Annotated in this window: 10 protein-coding genes, 1 tRNA gene and 2 rRNA genes; 4 read left to right on the top strand and 9 right to left on the bottom strand. The window is 48.5% G+C overall.

Annotation, left to right across the window (positions count from 1 at the left end):
• Window positions 1–28 precede the first annotated feature (28 nt).
• From glgX to QQM41_RS08765, 3 genes are all read left to right on the top strand, one after another.
• Window positions 29–2,149: a glycogen debranching protein GlgX gene (gene glgX, locus QQM41_RS08775; RefSeq protein ID WP_339076890.1), complete on the top strand. Its 2,121-nt coding sequence runs from the start codon at window positions 29–31 to the stop codon at window positions 2,147–2,149.
• A gap of 135 nt (window positions 2,150–2,284) precedes the next feature.
• The gene (locus QQM41_RS08770; protein WP_339076889.1) at window positions 2,285–2,587 is read left to right on the top strand and encodes a plasmid stabilization protein; all 303 of its coding nucleotides are present in this window, start codon (window positions 2,285–2,287) and stop codon (window positions 2,585–2,587) included.
• A gap of 20 nt (window positions 2,588–2,607) precedes the next feature.
• Entirely contained in the window at window positions 2,608–3,462 is an 855-nt protein-coding gene (locus QQM41_RS08765) for a glucose 1-dehydrogenase (RefSeq protein WP_339076888.1), read from the top strand.
• An 80-nt stretch (window positions 3,463–3,542) separates the two neighbouring features.
• On the opposite strand, the gene QQM41_RS08760 is transcribed toward QQM41_RS08765, so the two are convergent.
• The 3 genes from QQM41_RS08760 to QQM41_RS08750 form a co-directional block, all read right to left on the bottom strand.
• Window positions 3,543–5,330, bottom strand: coding sequence for a thiamine pyrophosphate-requiring protein (locus tag QQM41_RS08760; RefSeq protein WP_339076887.1), 1,788 nt, complete (start codon window positions 5,328–5,330; stop codon window positions 3,543–3,545).
• Window positions 5,331–5,415: 85 nt separating this feature from the next.
• Window positions 5,416–6,927 carry an FAD-dependent monooxygenase gene (locus QQM41_RS08755; RefSeq protein ID WP_339076886.1) on the bottom strand — a complete coding sequence of 504 codons (1,512 nt, stop codon included), beginning with the start codon at window positions 6,925–6,927 and terminating at the stop codon, window positions 5,416–5,418.
• A 131-nt stretch (window positions 6,928–7,058) separates the two neighbouring features.
• Window positions 7,059–8,444, bottom strand: a complete 1,386-nt coding sequence (locus tag QQM41_RS08750; RefSeq protein WP_012812583.1) for an IS1380-like element IS1380A family transposase — start codon at window positions 8,442–8,444, stop codon at window positions 7,059–7,061.
• A gap of 370 nt (window positions 8,445–8,814) precedes the next feature.
• On the opposite strand from QQM41_RS08750, the gene QQM41_RS08745 reads away from it, so the two are divergent.
• Entirely contained in the window at window positions 8,815–9,372 is a 558-nt protein-coding gene (locus QQM41_RS08745) for an SCO family protein (protein ID WP_339076885.1), read from the top strand.
• Window positions 9,373–9,388: 16 nt separating this feature from the next.
• On the opposite strand, the gene QQM41_RS08740 is transcribed toward QQM41_RS08745, so the two are convergent.
• The 6 genes from QQM41_RS08740 to QQM41_RS08715 all read right to left on the bottom strand — a co-directional run bounded on the left by QQM41_RS08740 (window position 9,389) and on the right by QQM41_RS08715 (window position 18,196).
• The gene (locus QQM41_RS08740; protein ID WP_339076884.1) at window positions 9,389–11,764 is read right to left on the bottom strand and encodes a TonB-dependent receptor domain-containing protein; all 2,376 of its coding nucleotides are present in this window, start codon (window positions 11,762–11,764) and stop codon (window positions 9,389–9,391) included.
• A gap of 23 nt (window positions 11,765–11,787) precedes the next feature.
• Window positions 11,788–12,177 (bottom strand): hypothetical protein, encoded by a 390-nt coding sequence (locus QQM41_RS08735; RefSeq protein WP_339076883.1) that lies wholly within the window; start codon window positions 12,175–12,177, stop codon window positions 11,788–11,790.
• 104 nt (window positions 12,178–12,281) lie between these two features.
• Window positions 12,282–14,939: a Hint domain-containing protein gene (locus tag QQM41_RS08730; RefSeq protein ID WP_339078094.1), complete on the bottom strand. Its 2,658-nt coding sequence runs from the start codon at window positions 14,937–14,939 to the stop codon at window positions 12,282–12,284.
• A gap of 158 nt (window positions 14,940–15,097) precedes the next feature.
• A tRNA-Met gene (locus QQM41_RS08725) sits at window positions 15,098–15,174 on the bottom strand.
• A gap of 55 nt (window positions 15,175–15,229) precedes the next feature.
• Window positions 15,230–15,345, bottom strand: a 5S ribosomal RNA gene (gene rrf / locus QQM41_RS08720).
• A gap of 108 nt (window positions 15,346–15,453) precedes the next feature.
• Window positions 15,454–18,196 (bottom strand): 23S ribosomal RNA (locus QQM41_RS08715).
• Window positions 18,197–18,303: the final 107 nt, after the last annotated feature.

Below are 18,303 nucleotides of genomic sequence, written 5' to 3'. Positions count from 1 at the left end.
GGGTGAAAAATGAATGAGGACACTGCCAATGAGTCTTCCGCTTCGTCAGCGCCTACATGAAGGAAACCCCGTAGAACTTGGGGCAACATATGATGGATCTGGTGTTAATTTTGCTGTTTTTTCTGCCAACGCTACGGCTGTAGATATCTGTCTTTTTGATCAGGATGGAAAAACAGAAACAAACCGTATTCGTCTTCCAGAATACACAGATCAAGTCTTCCACGGTTGGATACCTGATTTACATCCGGGCCAGCTTTATGGGTTACGTGCACATGGCCCCTACGAGCCCGATGCTGGACACCGTTTTAACCCCAACAAACTGCTTTTAGACCCATATGCTCGCAGCCACTTGGGAAATCTGGAATGGAACCCTGCCCTTTTTGGGTATCAACTGGGACATCCTGATTTGGATTTAAGTTTTGATGAGCAAGATAGCGCACCTTTTATTCCGAAATGCATTATTTCCACACCATCAGAAAGAAAAAACAAACCACTAAAAATAAATTGGTCTGATACTGTTATTTACGAAACACATGTTAAGGGATTTACACAAAATAACCCTTTGGTGCCTGAGAATTTACGCGGCACCTATGCCGGATTCTGCCATGATTCTGTATTGGATTATATCAAGTATTTAGGCATAACCTCTATTGAACTTCTGCCTATCCAGAGTTTTGTAAACCCTCAATCTCTTATAGAAAAAGGTCTTACAAATTATTGGGGCTATAATACCATCGGTTTCTTCTCCCCAGATACGCGCTATGCTGCAAACCATGCTGATCCAACAGCAGAGTTCCGGCAGATGGTTGCGCGCTGCCATGAAGCTCATTTGGAAGTTATTATGGATGTCGTCTATAATCATACGGCAGAAGGTAATGAACTTGGCCCCACGTTGTCCTTTAAAGGATTGGACAATGCCTCTTACTATCGGCTCACACCTGATAATTTTCGCTATTACATCAATGATACAGGCACCGGCAACACGTTCAATCTGAATACCCTGCACGTCATAAAGTTTGTGGCAGACAGCTTACGTTACTGGGCTGAAGAAATGGGCGTGGATGGTTTTCGCTTTGATCTTGGCTCTATTCTAGCGCGGGAAAAAAATGGTTTTGACCGCCAAGCTGGTTTTTTACGCGTCTGCCGACAAGACCCCACCTTGGCGCATCTCAAACTCATTGCCGAACCATGGGATATTGGCCCCGGTGGATATCAGGTTGGAAATTTCCCTCCCAGTTGGGCAGAATGGAATGACCAATTTCGTGATACCGTGCGTGATTTCTGGCGAGGAGAAGCACGTGCTGCTGCTCTGGCACCGCGCCTTCTTGGTAGTCCGGACCTTTTTAACCATAGCGGCCGTCAGGCATGGGCGAGCATTAACTTTATTACAGCCCATGATGGTTTCACACTTAAAGATTGTGTCTCCTACAACGACAAACACAACGACGCCAATGGTGAAGATGGCAAAGACGGATCAGACAACAACCGTTCCTGTAACTATGGCATAGAAGGCCCTACTCACGATAAAAATATTAATACATTACGCTGGAGACAATGCCGAAATATGTTGGCAACTCTCCTGTTCTCACAAGGAACTCCCATGCTTCTGGCAGGGGATGAATTTGGTCGCACTCAAAATGGAAACAACAATGCATATTGCCAAGATAACGATATATCATGGATAAACTGGAACATTGAAGAAGAAGGGCAAACCCTAAAAACTTTCACACAAAGAATACTCTATCTTAGAAAGCGTTTTCCTATTTTACGGCGTAGCCGTTTTCTTACTGAAGCTTACAACAAAGAACTGGATATTAAAGAACTTACCTGGATTAGCGCTAATGGCATGGAAATAATGCAGGAAGAATGGGACCATGCACAATGCTTTGGTCTTATGTTAGATGGGCGCGCCCAACCGAGTGGAATTATGCAACGTGGTGGAGATGCAACATTATTCCTGATTTTAAACGGCTGGACAGACAGCGTGGAATTTACTTTACCAGAAGCTGAAGGCGGAGATTGGAAGTTGCTTCTTGATACCAACCGTCCCGATGCTGGCGATGAAATAGAAAAGGATATCTTTGAACAGAAAAGAGTTTTTACTGTCACCGAACGTTCCGTTTTACTTTTTGAACTCCTTGGAACTTAAATTTTCATTAACAGTGTATAGAACAGTCTGATTTAATAAAAACTTTTCTCATTACTCAACGTTACTATCAAACATATATCTTTCTTTCGTGACATACGAAAAGAAAGTTAGAACCATAAAAACGGAGCATAAATCATGCCTCGTGGTGACAAATCTGCTTACACAGACAAGCAAAAACGACAAGCTGAACATATCGAAAAAAGCTATGAGCAACATGGTGTCAGTGAAAAGGAAGCTGAACGCCGGGCTTGGGCTACGGTTAACAAAGAAACCGGTGGTGGCAAGAAAAGTGGATCAGGAAGAGGCCATCCCGTAACACATGCTCCCTCACGCAAAGGAGGCAAAGCGGGTGGAGAGGCCTCCGCCCACCGGACGGCAGAAGAGCGCTCTGCCTTTGCACGAAAAGCCGCTCAAACTCGCAAGAAAAATTCAACATAACGCACTCTTTAGGAGCAAATATGATGGTACATGAAGAAAGAATTCCCCCTCAACATCAGGCAGTTCCTGGTGAAACAGACAAAATGAATCCTATCCCCGATCATGGGGAAGAAAGTTATCGAGGATCTGGCAAACTTTCTGGTAAAGTTGCTTTGATAACAGGAGCAGATTCTGGAATAGGTCGAGCAGTTGCCATTGCTTTTGCACGTGAAGGTGCAGATATCGCAATTGCTTATTATACAGAAGACAAAGATGCTCAGACAACAGCTGAATGGGTAGAAAAAGCCGGGCGCCGGGCAATCTTACTCCCGGGAGATATTCGATTACGCTCACATTGTAACGATATTATAAAACGTACAATAGATGCATTCGGAAATCTCAATATTTTGGTAAACAATGCGGCTCATCAAAAATCTATTAAAAATCTTTCCGAAATTGATGAAGAAGAGCTTGACACTACGTTCCGTACAAATTTTTACGGTATGTTTTTTCTCTGTCAGGCAGCTTTGCCATATTTAAGCAGTGGGGCTTCGATTATTAACACAACTTCGATCAACGCTGTACAACCATCCCCGCATTTGCCTGTCTATGCTGCCACAAAAGCAGCTATTTCCAATTTTACAGCGGGCCTTGCCCAAATGTTGGGAGAAAAAAATATTCGTGTAAATGCTGTTGCACCTGGTCCAGTTTGGACACCACTTATTCCATCAACAATGCCGCAGGAAGAGATTGCCAAATTTGGTAAAAACACTCCTCTTGGCCGGCCAGCACAACCAGCAGAACTCGCTTCTGCCTACGTCATGTTCGCTTCAGATGAAGCAAGTTACACAACAGGCGCTGTTCTTCCCGTAACTGGCGGAAGACCTATGCTTTAGAATAAAGATGCCGCAGGTAAAAACAAAAAACTTACAGCCGCCTTGTTTTTAATAGGCGGCCAAAGATTTTACCCAACGGATTATGATTTACGTGCAGGCATAATAGACGCAAAAATCTGTTTAGCTGATCTACTAATTACACTGCTACGTTCTGCATCTGTTGGCAATGATGAAAGAAAGGCCTTGGCTTGCTGTAAAGTAATATGAGGAGGCAATGGCGGCACATTGGGATCTGTTCGGGCTTCAAGAATAACTGGCCTATCTGCATCTAGGGCCTCTTCCCATGCGGCCGCCACTTTTTCTGGATCATCAACATAAATCCCCTTAAGTCCCAGCAGTTCTGCATACTTATGGTAAGGAAAATCAGGAATAGATTGAGTTGATTCCGTCTTACCTTTACCTAGCTGAATACGCTCTTCCCAAGTTACCTGATTCAGATCCTGATTGTTTAATACAAGAACAATCAATTTTGGGTTGGACCACTGCTTCCAGTATTTGGAAATTGTAATCATAACATTTAAACCATTCATCTGCATGGCGCCATCTCCCATACAGGCAATAACTGTGCGTTCTGGAAACGCCATTTTTCCTGCCATAGCGTATGGTGTGCCTGCCCCAAGAGATGCCAACCCACCCGAAAGAGAAGCCTTCATGCCTCGTCGTATTTTAAGGTCCCGCGCATACCAATTGGCAACAGAACCAGAATCTGCCGTAATAATAGCATTTTCTGGCAAACGGGATGAAAGCTCCCAAAATACACGTTGGGGATTAAGAGGCTGTGCACGCGCCATGGCGCGCGTTTCCAGAACCTTCCACCATTTAGCCACCTCTTTTTCAATTCGCACCCGCCACGAACGATTGTGGTTGCGCCGAAGGAGCGGCACAAGGGCTCGCAATGTTGCTACGCTATCACCTTGAAGATTCACTTCCATTGGGTAACGCAGGGAAAGATTGGCACTGTTGATATCAATTTGCACACCACGCGCCTGTCCTGGTTTGGGCAGAAATTCACTATAGGGAAAGGCTGAGCCAACCATTAAAAAGGTATCGCATTCTTTCATTAAGTCCCACGAAGGTTTTGTACCCAACAAGCCAATGGAACCGGTAACGAAAGGCAAGTCATCAGGAACTACCGCCTTACCCAAAAGAGCTTTGGCTATACCTGCACCAAGTATTTCCGCAATATCCACAAGCTCATCTGTTGCATCCAACGCGCCAGCCCCAGCAAGAATTGCAACTTTTTTTCCTGCATTCAGTATCTCGGCAGCCGCACGTAAGGCTTCATCTTCTGGCACTTTGCTAACAGTTGTTCTGCCAATGCCCGTGTGCGTAAAGCCGTGCGCCATAAGTGGTTCTGAATAAGGGAGTAACTGTAAATCATTAGGCACAATAATAACCGTGGGGGCACGTTTATCTCGTGCAATCCGTACTGCACGATCAATCGCGTGGCGGATCTGTGATGGTTCAGTTACTGTCACGATATATTCGCAAGCGACATCCTTGCAGAGTGATTGCAGATCAACTTCCTGCTGGTAATTGGAGCCAATCGCTACCCGTGCCTGCTGGCCCATAATGGCCACAACACCAACATGATCTAGCTTGGCATCATACAGTCCATTTAAAAGGTGGATCGCGCCGGGGCCGGATGTCGCAAAGCAGAGTCCCACTTGCCCTGTAAATTTGGCATGAGCCGTGGCCATAAATGCTGCCATTTCTTCATGCCGCACTTGAATATATTCAAAGTTCCCGGCATTAATTTCTTTTTGAAGCGCGACATCAATACCACCCACTCCATCGCCCGGATAACCATAGGCACGTTTGAGCCCCCACTCCTGAAGACGTTTCCATAAGAATTCACTCACATTCATTTTTGGAATCTCCTCCAAGGGGTGAAGTGAATAAACGCCCATATTTTGAAGAGGTTGCTTTATAATTACGTAAATATATTTTAAATTACTGATGTTTCTTTACGGATATACTAGATAAAAATGTATCAATAATTGTCCAGTCTCCACCTTGAGCTGCCACTGCAACATAACCATCCGGTCTTATAAGCCAAATACCATTTGCATACGGTGGTACGTATAATTCTGGTTCTAACAAGGATACATAACGTAAAAGCATATTACGTGCTTTTACGCTGTGTTTGGCTGCAAGCAAAAAACGCGGAGTATCACCCTGATGGAAGTGATGCTTTAAAGGCAATCTTTCTCCAGGGCTATATAAACCACGTCGTGAACCTGCACTGAGAGGACTATCAGGATAATTGATTCTGATACCAGACAGCCTGTTAGCAAGAGCGCGACGAATTATCGGAATACTGAAAACCAATTTCACAATAACATTGCGTACTTTCTGCAACCGATGATTTCTAACGAGAACAACTTTAGTCATCCACCTAGAGACCGACAATATCTGCTGCGCCACACCATTGCGTTCAATACTATAACTATCCAGAAGGAAGGGTTTAGCTTTTCCCTGTTCTACAAGGGCTAGCTTCCATGCAAGATTAAAGGCATCTTGCATGCCTATATTCATGCCTTGTCCACCTGCAGGACTATGAACATGTGCTGCATCGCCTGCCAAAAATACACGGTTTTTACGATATTCTCGAACTTTGCGTTCATTAATATTAAAGCCAGATAGCCATATCGGATCGGACAAAGCAATTCCACCCGGCCCGCGTTGGTTTATGATGGTCTGCATTTCTTCCAAATTCGGCATATGCGCTGGATTTGACCCAATATCTGCAATAATACGGTAGCGGTCATGTGATATTGGAAAAATCATGACTGCGCCATCAGAACTCCAGAAAATAGCTGGTTCGACAGATGGAATAGAAAGACCTGTTATACTTACATCAGCAAGCACAAAATTTATGGGGATCGTGTCTCCTTCAAACACTATACCAAGCCTGTTGCGTACGAAAGAATGGGCACCATCACAGCCTATAAGCCATGCAGCTTCTAACTGTTCACTCCCCTCCTTATGTTTAAGCGTGCATAAAACACTCTCTGCCTTATCCAGAAAGTCTGTGATTTCCGTTTCACGCTCAACAGAGCAACCAAGAGTTTTAAGGTATTCTTCCAACAACCTCTCTGTTTCCGATTGTGGTAGCATCAGCAAATAATCAAATTCAGAAGGGATTGTCCTAAAGGAAAGGCAACCAAGTATTTTATTACGCCAATAGATCCCAAGAGCTTTCGTATGCAGCCCATGAGCAACAAAAGCCTCAACACACCCTGCAGCTTGCAGCAGTTCCAAAGTTCGGGGCCATATCGCCAATGCCCGAGATTGCGTAGTGCGTGTTGGCAACTTATCGATAATTCTGACAAGCACCCCATAACGGGCCAATTCTATGGCCATAGTCAGGCCCACAGGACCTGCGCCAATAACAAGAACAGGTTTCGACGCTGATTTCTCACACTTGAGGCAATTTCGGGTCATTTTGTAGAATTCAGTCATCCCACAGGAGCCCGATCTGGAATATTGACGATATTCTGCTTCTGGCGGCGGGTTCTGAACGCAGTGAGGGTGTCACGGCCTGAGAAGGCAGTGTTGGTGGAAGCTATGTGGTCTGTGCACTGTCTGTTTCTTCAGATGGCCTGCCGGAGCCTTCGCAATCGTGCATGAGCGAGGGCGAATTCGTGCTGACAGGGGAACATGTCCGGCATGAACAGGACAATCCGACGGACGCTGAGCGTTACACGTGTCGCGATTTTGAGCAGTCGTGCGCGTATGGTGCCACAGGTCGCCGTCTCCAGGCTGGTCTGGCCAAGGGCCAGTCTTTGCAGAGCGGTCAGCAGGACATAGGCTGCGGCCGAGAACCACAGCCGGAGCTGGTTGGCCCGGATGGTGTGGGACGAGGTCCTGTCTGAGAACAGATCCATCTGGCATTCCTTGATGCGGTTTTCCATATCCCCGCGTGCGCAGTAAATCTGTTCGTAGAGATGGCGGGGGTCGGACATTCCCTGCGGTAGCGTGGTGACAATAAAGCGATGATAGCGGTTGCCGTGGCGCCATTCGGCCTTGGCCACCACCCGCCTGCGGCGCGTCCAGCTGTCCTTTGTGATCCAGTCAAAGGAGGCGAAACCGCGCGCAGCTCTGCCTGTCGTGGCGGCTTCGTCACGAACCTCAGCGGACAAAGAGGCAATCCGGTCATACAGGCGGGTGTTGCCTGCAAGCCCGAACAGGAAGTCAACGTGGTTGTCTTCGCACCATGTCATCAGACTGTCCCGGGCGAAACCGCTGTCCCCACGCACCAGGATACGCACCCGGGGCCAGCGGTTCCTAATCTGCTCCACGATCCGGCTGATGTCTGCCAGTGCTTCCTTCCCCGGGTCCCGGTCTGCCGTGCGCAGGGTGGCGCTCAGGAGATGGTCTCCGCAGAAGATGTATAACGGCAGATAGCAGTTATGGCCGTAATACCCATGAAAGGCCCGGCCTTCCTGATGGCCATGGATACGGTCATCGGTGGCATCCACATCCAGAACGATCCGGGCGGGTGCGCGCTCATGCTGGTCCATGAAGAGCGTCACGAACAGGGTAGCCAGGGCCTCATGATCAGCAATGATGCGGCAGTAACGATCTGCCTTGTGGCCACTGCGCTCCAGCCGGTTCAGCGTGGATTTTCCTGCCAGTGCTGCGCAGTTTGCCCGGCCTCCTGACAGACGGCCCGAGGCCAGACCAAAGATCAGGTCATGCCGCAGGGCATCGTGATCATTGAGATCTTCATAGCCCAGTGCCAGGCCCATGATCCGCTGACGGACAAGGTCTTCAACCCGGTATTCCACAAAGCCGGGATGCCGCTTATCGCGAAAACAGGCAGCAAAGCGGCGGCTGAGACCCAGAATATCATCAGCCTGCTTCACCAGAATGACGCCCCCATCCGAACTCATGCGACCCCCGTCAAAACGGGCCACAACACGCCGTCCACAGGAGGCTGGAAATTCATACGCGCCTGCGCTACACTCTGTCTGCATCGGGTTTTCTTATAGCTTACGAAAATTTCTTTTACACAAAATAGACTTTTTCATAATCTAACCCGATGTACAACCCTTCTGTGAGATTTCCGCGTCGACATGTTTTTATCCGAAGAAATCGTTATTTATGCGCAAGACATAGTACAGCCCTTAACGCTGAATAGGCTGCCCCTGTTCCGGCCTCTTCTCCCAAATATGCAACCCACTGCCCTATCGGAAATAACAATGCATTGCTGCAGATATCTGTGCTGTTTGCTATAATGTGTTCATGATCCAGAAGAGCCAACGCAACCCTTTATCTCATAAGAAAAAATCCATTTCTCCACGCAAACAAAATTGGAAAATGGCCTTACCCGTTGTCGGAATTAGCTTGGCTCTTCTTATCAGTGCGACTGGGCTGCGTGCTGTTCTAACAGCGCACCCACACACTCAGATTGGCGGCCCTTATACCCTGACGAATGAAAACGGGCGCATGGTTTCACAGGCAGATTTTCACGGTCATTATACGCTTATCTACTTTGGTTACACACATTGCGTGGATGTTTGTCCACTTACACTTGCCACTGTCTCGGCGGCTCTGGACGAACTAGGCCCCCAAGGGCAAGAGGTTACGCCCATTTTCATTTCAGTTGACGCAGCGCGAGACACACCGCCTGTTGTAAAAGAGTATATCCAACGTTTTTCAACGCGCATTGTGGGGCTCACCGGAACTGAAGCAGAACTTCAACCTATCATGACCGCATTTCATGTCTCAGCACGGCGCCGTGCAAATACAGGGAATGGTTACCTTATGGATCATAGTTCGCTCCTGTATCTGATGGATGGTCAGAACCATCTGGTCGGCATGATACCGGTTGATTCTAGCGCCCATCAGATTGCAGTTGACCTTAAACAGCTTTTACCACCGCCAAAAAATCATCCGGCATAAGTGTTTCCTGACTTTTTCAAAATCGAATACGCACACCGCCAAAATATGCTCTGGGTGATCCCGCATAGATAGATCCTGTGCTGTTCATAAGCGTGCGGGCTGTTGCCTGTTGTCCGTTAGCCTGCAAGCTGTCACTGATATTTGTGGCCCCTGCAATGTATGTTTGGTTTGTGACATTCAGCACTTCAAAATACCAATGCAGCCGATGCGCCCAACCAAGCCGGGTTGGCGGATCATAATGCACTTCCAAATTCAGCAGCGCGTAACCCGGCGCTTTCAGACGATTGGCATTATCCAGCCAGTATGAATCCCGCCATGTCACTTCGGCGTAACCACCCAACCCTTCCAAAATGCCATTAGGCTGATCGTATAAAAAACGCGCATTCAGAAAATTGGGAATAACCCCGGGAATAGACTTTCCGTTACGGCTGAAACTACGCGAAAGGTTACTATTTGAAAGGACTTCCGTATAATTTGTATAAACCTGATTATCATAAGTATAGCTAAGCTTGATCCGCCCCCCAGGCAGCATTGTGGGAAGTGGCTTCCACTCCAGACCCAGAACAATCCCCCGATGCTGGGAAGCTGGTGCATTAAACGTATAGGAACCAACCGCATTTACACCGGCAGACTGGCTGACAAGCTCATTGTTATAGAACTCGTAAAACCCCGTTGCCTGAATACTCATGTTAGAAGAAGGGTGCCAATCTGCACCAAGATCAATGCCAACACTTGTCTGGCTTTTCAGTTGCGTATTGTTCCCATACTGCCCCTGCGGCGTAATAAATAGATTTGAAGATGATGGCGTTCCATATGCCGTTCCAACACGCGTATGGAGTGTCCATTTCTTTGATGGCGTATAAATTAATGCTCCTTCTGGAGCCAGATTGAAGTAGAAGCGGTTGGCTGTAATATAGCGTAAACTTTGGCCCGCAACAGAGTAACTGTAGAGTGTCTCGGCAGCCCCAATATCGGAATATGTTCCACCAAGCCCCACAACCATGTGCCAGTTGGGAGCTAAATGCCAATCTTCCTGAAACCGTGCACCAAGATTCCACTGATGGCCGTAAGATTCTGAATTCATTGCGCCACGGGTCGCACCACCTAACGGCATGATGTTGTATATCTGAGAACCAAAATCGAGGTAATCAAAACTAATCCCGCCAAAAGTTTCCAATGGTCTGCCGCCAAGACGCGCATGGTTGGTTACATCGCTACTGGCATTGTAGGAATTGTATGGACCAACATAAGCTACTGGTGATGTTGGCTGATCAATATGGCGCTGATCATAGGTAAACTGATTACGCCAGATTGTACGGGCATTAAAATCATGCTCCCAACGCAAGCCGACAATCGTACGACGGTCAAAGCGGCCTAACCCCGCCGCTTCCGGGCTCATGGCTTCCTTTGCTCCGTAGCGACCATTGACAAGCAAATTAACAGATGCACACCCTGCTACGGCATCTGCTGCATTGTAACACCCTCTCTGATAAGGGTTAGTATGATACTGATTGAGCGAGAGCCTTACGGGTAAGAAAGCATCTGTAACGTTATTCACAAACTTGAAGATAAGCCGATCTGATGCTGTTAGATTAACACGCAGCCGCACATTTTCTGTTGATGTATTGTACCGGCTATTGGCAATAAACCCTTTCCCTCGGACATCGCTTCCAAAAATCATCAGATCATAACGCTTATTGCCAAATCCTAATGCAGCGTAATTGTTGAACATCCCAAAGCTGCCGAAATCAGAACCAACCTCAAGGCCATGGATATCGGTGCCTTTGCGGGTGCGAAAATTGATTGCACCGTTAATGGCATAATTGCTGTAAAGGGTTGATGCTGGGCCTTCAAAAACATCCATACCCTCATAAGCATGAGGGTCTATCAGATCGGCACGCGCGGTTCCGTCGGGTTGTGTCATCGGAAAACCATCTTCGAGAACCTGTAAGTTTTTTAGACCGTAGGACTGACGATCCCCAGAACCTCTGACAGAGACAACTGTATCCCGCGGGCCGTTCCCTTGCGTGAAACTTACGCCGGGAATGGTGACAACCATGTCCGCAACACTTTGCCCAATCTGATTGCCAAAACTGCTTCGGTCAGCACTGTAGGTTGTTTGTCCGGCCGGACGCGCCATTGCGGAATTACGGCTGTTTCCTATTACCGTAAGCTGTTCAGTTTTTACCTTATGCGTAGCCGAAGAAACTTGTTTGCCGTGATGTGTCTGCAAGCGCCCACGAGCGATCTGGGCTGTAGCAACAGACATATTGGCAGCAGAAAGAAGAGACACGGCTGCCATCACCCCGGAAAACCGAAGGGGTGTGCCATAAACATGAAACATGATTCTGAACCTGAATGAACAACACAAAAAGCCCGCGTGCCAAAACACGCGAGCGGCCCTGTAATTTCAGGTCAGACGGGAGGTCCTTGCGGACATAGAGATGTACGTTTTGGCGCGGGTGGCCCACGGATAGGGGCAAACATCCACGCCCGACAAACGCTTACTGTGCTCAGCTTAGAAAAAAGACAGAATGCAACACTAAGCAAAAACAGCTCAAGAGCTTCAGATAACAGGAAACCATCATCCTGCTGATCTGAAACGTGATGCTGCTGCCCATCAGGATTAGAAAGTGGTGACTGATCGTCACAAAGAATACTCAGTTTCGTGAGTTCTCTGATCGGATCTTCAACCAAAATGTTTGGGGAAACAATTCCACCAAATGTTAAACGCGCAATCAGAGCAAGCAGCACCAATGGCCAGAAGACCACCAGATGCTTCAAACTATGAGAGCGCGCTGACATGCATAATGCCTACTGCAGATTATCCTGATTAACAAGATCATATTTGGTGATCAAAATACGCAGCAAAGGAGAATGCTTTTTAACTGAATCCCTCTTGGTGCCAATCACGCTATCATGGCAACCCGCTCCATGCTTGTTGGTTTATTGTCAGCCAAATATGGGCCAGCGGCTTCAACATGCACAACCAGAATTGTGTGGCAACTTGGTTTGCAAGAACCTATTGGCAACACGGCATCCCCTTGCATCCAGCGGCATTCCCCCTCTTCCCGCGCATGCCAACCCGGAAGATCGTTAGCGAGATGCGCGTTGATGTCATAGGTTTGGTGCGCATCACAAACCGTAATGCGGCCAATCAACACACCAAGGCTGCGTCTATCATCCACATACGGGCCAATTGTATCGCACGGACGGGCTGAACGAGAGATAACCCGAACAACATCAATATTGGCAGGCAACGCAAACACATAACGACGACCGATAATACGCAAGGGCACTATTTTTGAGCCATTTGGCAGAAGCAGCCTAAGCGCAGGATCCTGCACGTATGCTCGCTCGTTTTCAGCCGCAATAGCTCCTATCATACAGGCCCGTTGGATGATCTGATGATAAAGCCGCTCAACAAAAAAACGCTCTGTGCAAAGCTGGGCGGCCGCATGTTCATTCCAGTTGCGTGCAGGCCCATTAAAAGCGGGCACTACAGCGCCATCTGCTAGTGGGTTAAAATTACGACGGTTTCCGGTATCAAGATAGCTTTCTGTAAAAAGACCATTTGCACGGATTACGGCGTGATCTCGTGTTTCTACATGATAACATTTGTAAGAACGTATCTCATGTGCATAAGAAATCGTCATACCATTCACGAGCATCCGAACGGGCACAAAACACCCTTCCAGATAAAGACAATGCTCAGGTGTCACCAACAGGTCATGATGCGGCACACCAACCGCAAGCGCATCTTTGGAAATACGGATGGGCACTCCACCAACATCAGGTGGACAATCCGCCCGTATTGTAACGTGCTGGCAACCAACCCATACGATATCTTTTGGCGTGATTTCACCATCGTCAAAAGTCAGGACAGACATACCTGGGCGCAACGTTTCCACAGCACGTTCGCCATCGGGAGTAGCAATCATACCCCCTGGAAGGAAACATACCACGGCTTCCAGCATAAGTGAGCCGTCTTCATCTTTCGCTAACTGGAGTTGTTCTGATGTGTCCGCTAAAGAGATCGTCAGTGTATAAGTAATGCCATCACTACTGATAACAACCTGGTTATCCGATACACTCACAGTCGCTTCTGTATCATACGTGACTGTCGAGAAATCTAGAATATTGCCGATAGCAAAGTTGGAAAGTGTTGCATTGAAAGATGACGGACTACCTAAAATAAGCTCAGCACCTCCACTAAAGGTAATTGTTTCCGTAGAAGGTGCGCTGCCCTGAAGGGTTAAAGCGGCGTTGTCAGCCAAAGATATTGTGGAATAGGATTGATCTCCTGAGAGTATCCAACTTCCAGAAACAGTCATCGTCTGAAAATTATTGGCACCATCGAATGTGCCCGATCCAGACAGATTAACAATATTAGTACCCGCACCACCATCCACTGTTCCAGAAATAACAGAACCTGTCTGGATATTTAATGTATCATCCCCATCACCCAGCAGAATGGCATCTGTTGTTCCAGAAATTGTGCCAGCATTTGTAATCGTATCACCAAACGTATCAGTGATACGAATACCGTAACCATCTAACCCTTGGATGGTACCATTATTGCGAATAGTCGTTGCATAAGGGGCATCTCCCTGGCTGCTGTTATCAACCAGAATACCATTTGCTGCGCCACTTATAAGAGCGCCGCTTTCGTTAACAATATCACCACCACCTATCGAAACCCCTTCGCTGGTATTGGGATAACCGTCACTTCCGTTTCCGCCTGCACCTGTTCCCTGAATGGTTCCATAGTTAGTAATGCTTGCATAACCATCTATATCAACACCGTCTCCGTCACCTGTACCAGAATTATCATAGGCTCCGGTGATAGTTCCGTAGTTAGTGACAGTTCCATTCCCGTCTGACCCAACACCCGACCCATCGCGGCCTGTAATTGTCCCACCAGCTTTGTTTACAACCGTAACATCACTACTACTGGTTATGCCGTGACGTGCACCGGAAATAGAACCGGAATTATCGACTGTTCCGCTGTAATCCTGAAAATCGATCCCATCATTCTTTGTGGCACCATTGGCGCCATCTGCATAAATCGTACCAGAATTTTCAATGGTTGCATTTGCCCCGGGGCGTAGCGCATCTGCATCTGTAGACTTAATGCTGCCGTTACTATCATTAATGATTGTAATGGAAGATGCTGAACTGACAGAATTAAAATCTACGGCCTGACCATCGTCTGTAGATTGAATGATGCCGCTGTTATCCAATACCAACGTGCCATTGAGCAATGCATCATCAATACGGATGGCATCATCAGACCCAGAAATAGTCCCCGTATTATTAATAGTAACCGACGTACCAGATGAAGCCTCGCCTGACGTATCAATCCCACGCTTGGCAGTTGAAGAAAGCGTTCCGCTATTTTGAACAGTAATATCATCGATATCACTAAGTTCTATGGTTAGCGTTGTCTTGGATGTCGTAACTGAAGACGTATTTTTATAAGTCTGATCACTATCCAGATCAATCTGACTGCTCATAAGCGGGATTCTCAACATTAGGTCTATGACTGACCATACTGAGAGGTGAATTTTTATAGATTGTTAATACACCTATGCTCAGTTTAACTGAACATTCATAATATAAATCTATAAATAGATGAATCCCGCCGCGGACACCAAGGTGTTTAGAGAGTTTTTGAGACACAAAAAAGCCCCGCCAACCGATTGGTTGAGCGGGGCTTTAGATATGGTTGCGGGGGCAGGATTTGAACCTGCGGCCTTCAGGTTATGAGCCTGACGAGCTACCGGGCTGCTCCACCCCGCGGTTGAAGATGTGTTGAAATTTGTAGGGGTAAGATTTGTATAGGGTGGATTGGAAGACCTGGCGGCGACCGACTTTCCCGTGGCTTAAGCCACAGTATCATAGGCGCTGGGGGTTTTCACGGCCGAGTTCGGGATGGGATCGGGTGGATCTCTCCCCGCCATGGCCACCAGGTCATCCAGTCCACCCTGTAAGGGGTGTGTGGAGGACGGTTGGTTATGAAGAAGTAGGCGTTATATGGATGATTTCTGTGCACGGGCTGTCCTTTTAAGGGGACAGTAAGAGAGTGAGCCTATTGGGTGATTAGGACCAGTTAGCTGCACGTGTTACCACGCTTTCACACCTGGCCTATTAACGTGGTGGTCTACCACGACCCTCAGGGAGACCTAGTTTTGAGGTGGGTTTCCCGCTTAGATGCTTTCAGCGGTTATCCCTTCCATACTTAGCTACCCGGCGGTGCCGCTGGCGCGACAACCGGTGCACCAGAGGTATGTTCATCCCGGTCCTCTCGTACTAGGGACAAATCCTCTCAAGTCTCCAACATCCACGGCAGATAGGGACCGAACTGTCTCACGACGTTCTAAACCCAGCTCACGTACCACTTTAATCGGCGAACAGCCGAACCCTTGGGACCTGCTCCAGCCCCAGGATGTGATGAGCCGACATCGAGGTGCCAAACCTCCCCGTCGATGTGGACTCTTGGGGGAGATCAGCCTGTTATCCCTAGAGTACCTTTTATCCGTTGAGCGATGGCCCTTCCACGCGGGACCACCGGATCACTATGGCCGACTTTCGTCTCTGCTCGAGCTGTCACTCTCGCAGTCAGGCGGGCTTATGCCATTGCACTCAACAGCCGGTTTCCGACCGGCCTGAGCCCACCATCGCGCGCCTCCGTTACACTTTGGGAGGCGACCGCCCCAGTCAAACTGCCCACCATACAGGGTCCCGGATCAGGCTAACTGACCACGGTTAGACATCAGAAAAATTCAGGGTGGTATTTCAAGGATGGCTCCACAGGAACTGGCGCCCCTGCTTCAAAGCCTCCCACCTATCCTACACAGAATGTCTCTGATGCCACTGTAAAGCTGCAGTAAAGGTTCATAGGGTCTTTCCGTCTGACCGCGGATACCCCGCATCTTCACGGGGAATTCAATTTCGCTGAGCCGATGCTGGAGACAGCGGGGAAGTCGTTACGCCATTCGTGCAGGTCGGAACTTACCCGACAAGGAATTTCGCTACCTTAGGACCGTTATAGTTACGGCCGCCGTTTACCGGGGCTTCAATTCAGCGCTCTCACACCTCCTCTTAACCTTCCGGCACCGGGCAGGCGTCAGACCCTATACGTCGTCTTTCGACTTCGCAGAGTCCTGTGTTTTTAATAAACAGTCGCTACCCCCTGGTCTGTGCCACCCGCCAATGGTTGCCCACCAACGGGTCTCGCTTATCCCGAAGTTACACGAGCAATTTGCCTAGTTCCTTCAGCATCGTTCTCTCAAGCGCCTTGGTATTCTCTACCAGTCCACCTGTGTCGGTTTCGGGTACGGTCTATACGCCAGAGCTATTTCCTGGAATGCTCCAAAAGCCAGGTCAATCCGTTAAGACCTGACAACATATCGCATTCGTCACTTCTGGCAGGTACAGGAATATTCACCTGTTTCCCATCGACTACGGCTCTCGCCCTCGCCTTAGGGGCCGACTAACCCTGCGTGGATTAACCTTGCGCAGGAACCCTTGGACTTTCGGCGACAGTGTTTCTCGCACTGTTTGTCGCTACTCATGTCAGCATTCGCACTTCCGATATCTCCAGAGAGGGTCACCCCGTCTCCTTCACAGACTTACGGAACGCTCCGCTACCGCGCATATCATAGATATGCACCCACAGCTTCGGCACGTGGCTTGAGCCCCGTTACATTTTCGGCGCAGGGTTTCTATTAGACCAGTGAGCTATTACGCTTTCTTTAAAGGATGGCTGCTTCTAAGCCAACCTCCTGGTTGTTATGGAATCCCCACATCCTTTCCCACTTAGCCACGATTTGGGGGCCTTAGCTGGTGGTCTGGGCTGTTTCCCTCTCGACAATGGACCTTAGCACCCACTGTCTGTCTGCCAGGCTATACTTCCGGGTATTCGGAGTTTGGTTGGGTTTGGTAAGGCTTTGGGCCCCCCTAGCCCATCCAGTGCTCTACCCCCCGGGGTAACCACCTGACGGTCTACCTCAATAGATTTCGCGGAGAACCAGCTATCTCCGAGTTTGATTGGCCTTTCACCCCTAGCCACAGCTCATCCCCGACTTTTTCAACAGGCGTGGGTTCGGCCCTCCAGTGCGTGTTACCGCACCTTCAGCCTGGCCATGGCTAGATCACTCGGTTTCGGGTCTTCTGCCAGCAACTATGCGCCCTATTCAGACTCGCTTTCGCTACGCCTACACCTATCGGCTTAAGCTCGCTGCAAACAGAAACTCGCTGACCCATTATACAAAAGGTACGCCGTCACCCCATAAGAGGCTCCGACTGCTTGTAGGCATCCGGTTTCAGGTCTCTTTCACTCCCCTCGTCGGGGTGCTTTTCACCTTTCCCTCACGGTACTTGTTCGCTATCGGTCACTAGGGAGTATTTAGGCTTGGAGGGTGGTCCCCCCATGTTCAGACAGGGTTTCACGTGCCCCGCCCTACTCAAGCATTCTCAAAGACACTACACATACGGGACTATCACCCACTGTGGTCAGCCTTTCCAGACTGTTCTGCTTCTTCTTCAAAAATGACTGGCCTGTTCCGCGTTCGCTCGCCACTACTAGCAGAATCTCAATTGATGTCTTTTCCTCCAGGTACTGAGATGTTTCAGTTCCCCGGGTTCGCCTCGTAACCCTATGTATTCAGATCACGATACCCATCGCTGGGTGGGTTGCCCCATTCGGAAATCTGCGGATCAATGCCTGCTCGCGGCTCCCCACAGCTTATCGCAGCGTGCTACGTCCTTCGTCGCCTCCTAGTGCCAAGGCATCCACCGAATGCCCTTCTCATACTCACTCACCCCATGCACAGAAACCATCCATACCTACAAACGCAGATACAAACAGCTCCAAAGCATGACGCATCCGAGTACGTCTACTTCTTCAAAACGCTTCTGAACGCTTAC

The sequence above is a fragment of the Acetobacter sp. AC2005 genome (assembly GCF_037901235.1).
Classification (GTDB): Bacteria; Pseudomonadota; Alphaproteobacteria; order Acetobacterales; family Acetobacteraceae; genus Acetobacter; species Acetobacter oryzoeni.
Note: the sequence above shows the minus strand (reverse complement) of the source record. Positions and strands in the feature narration are given on the sequence as shown.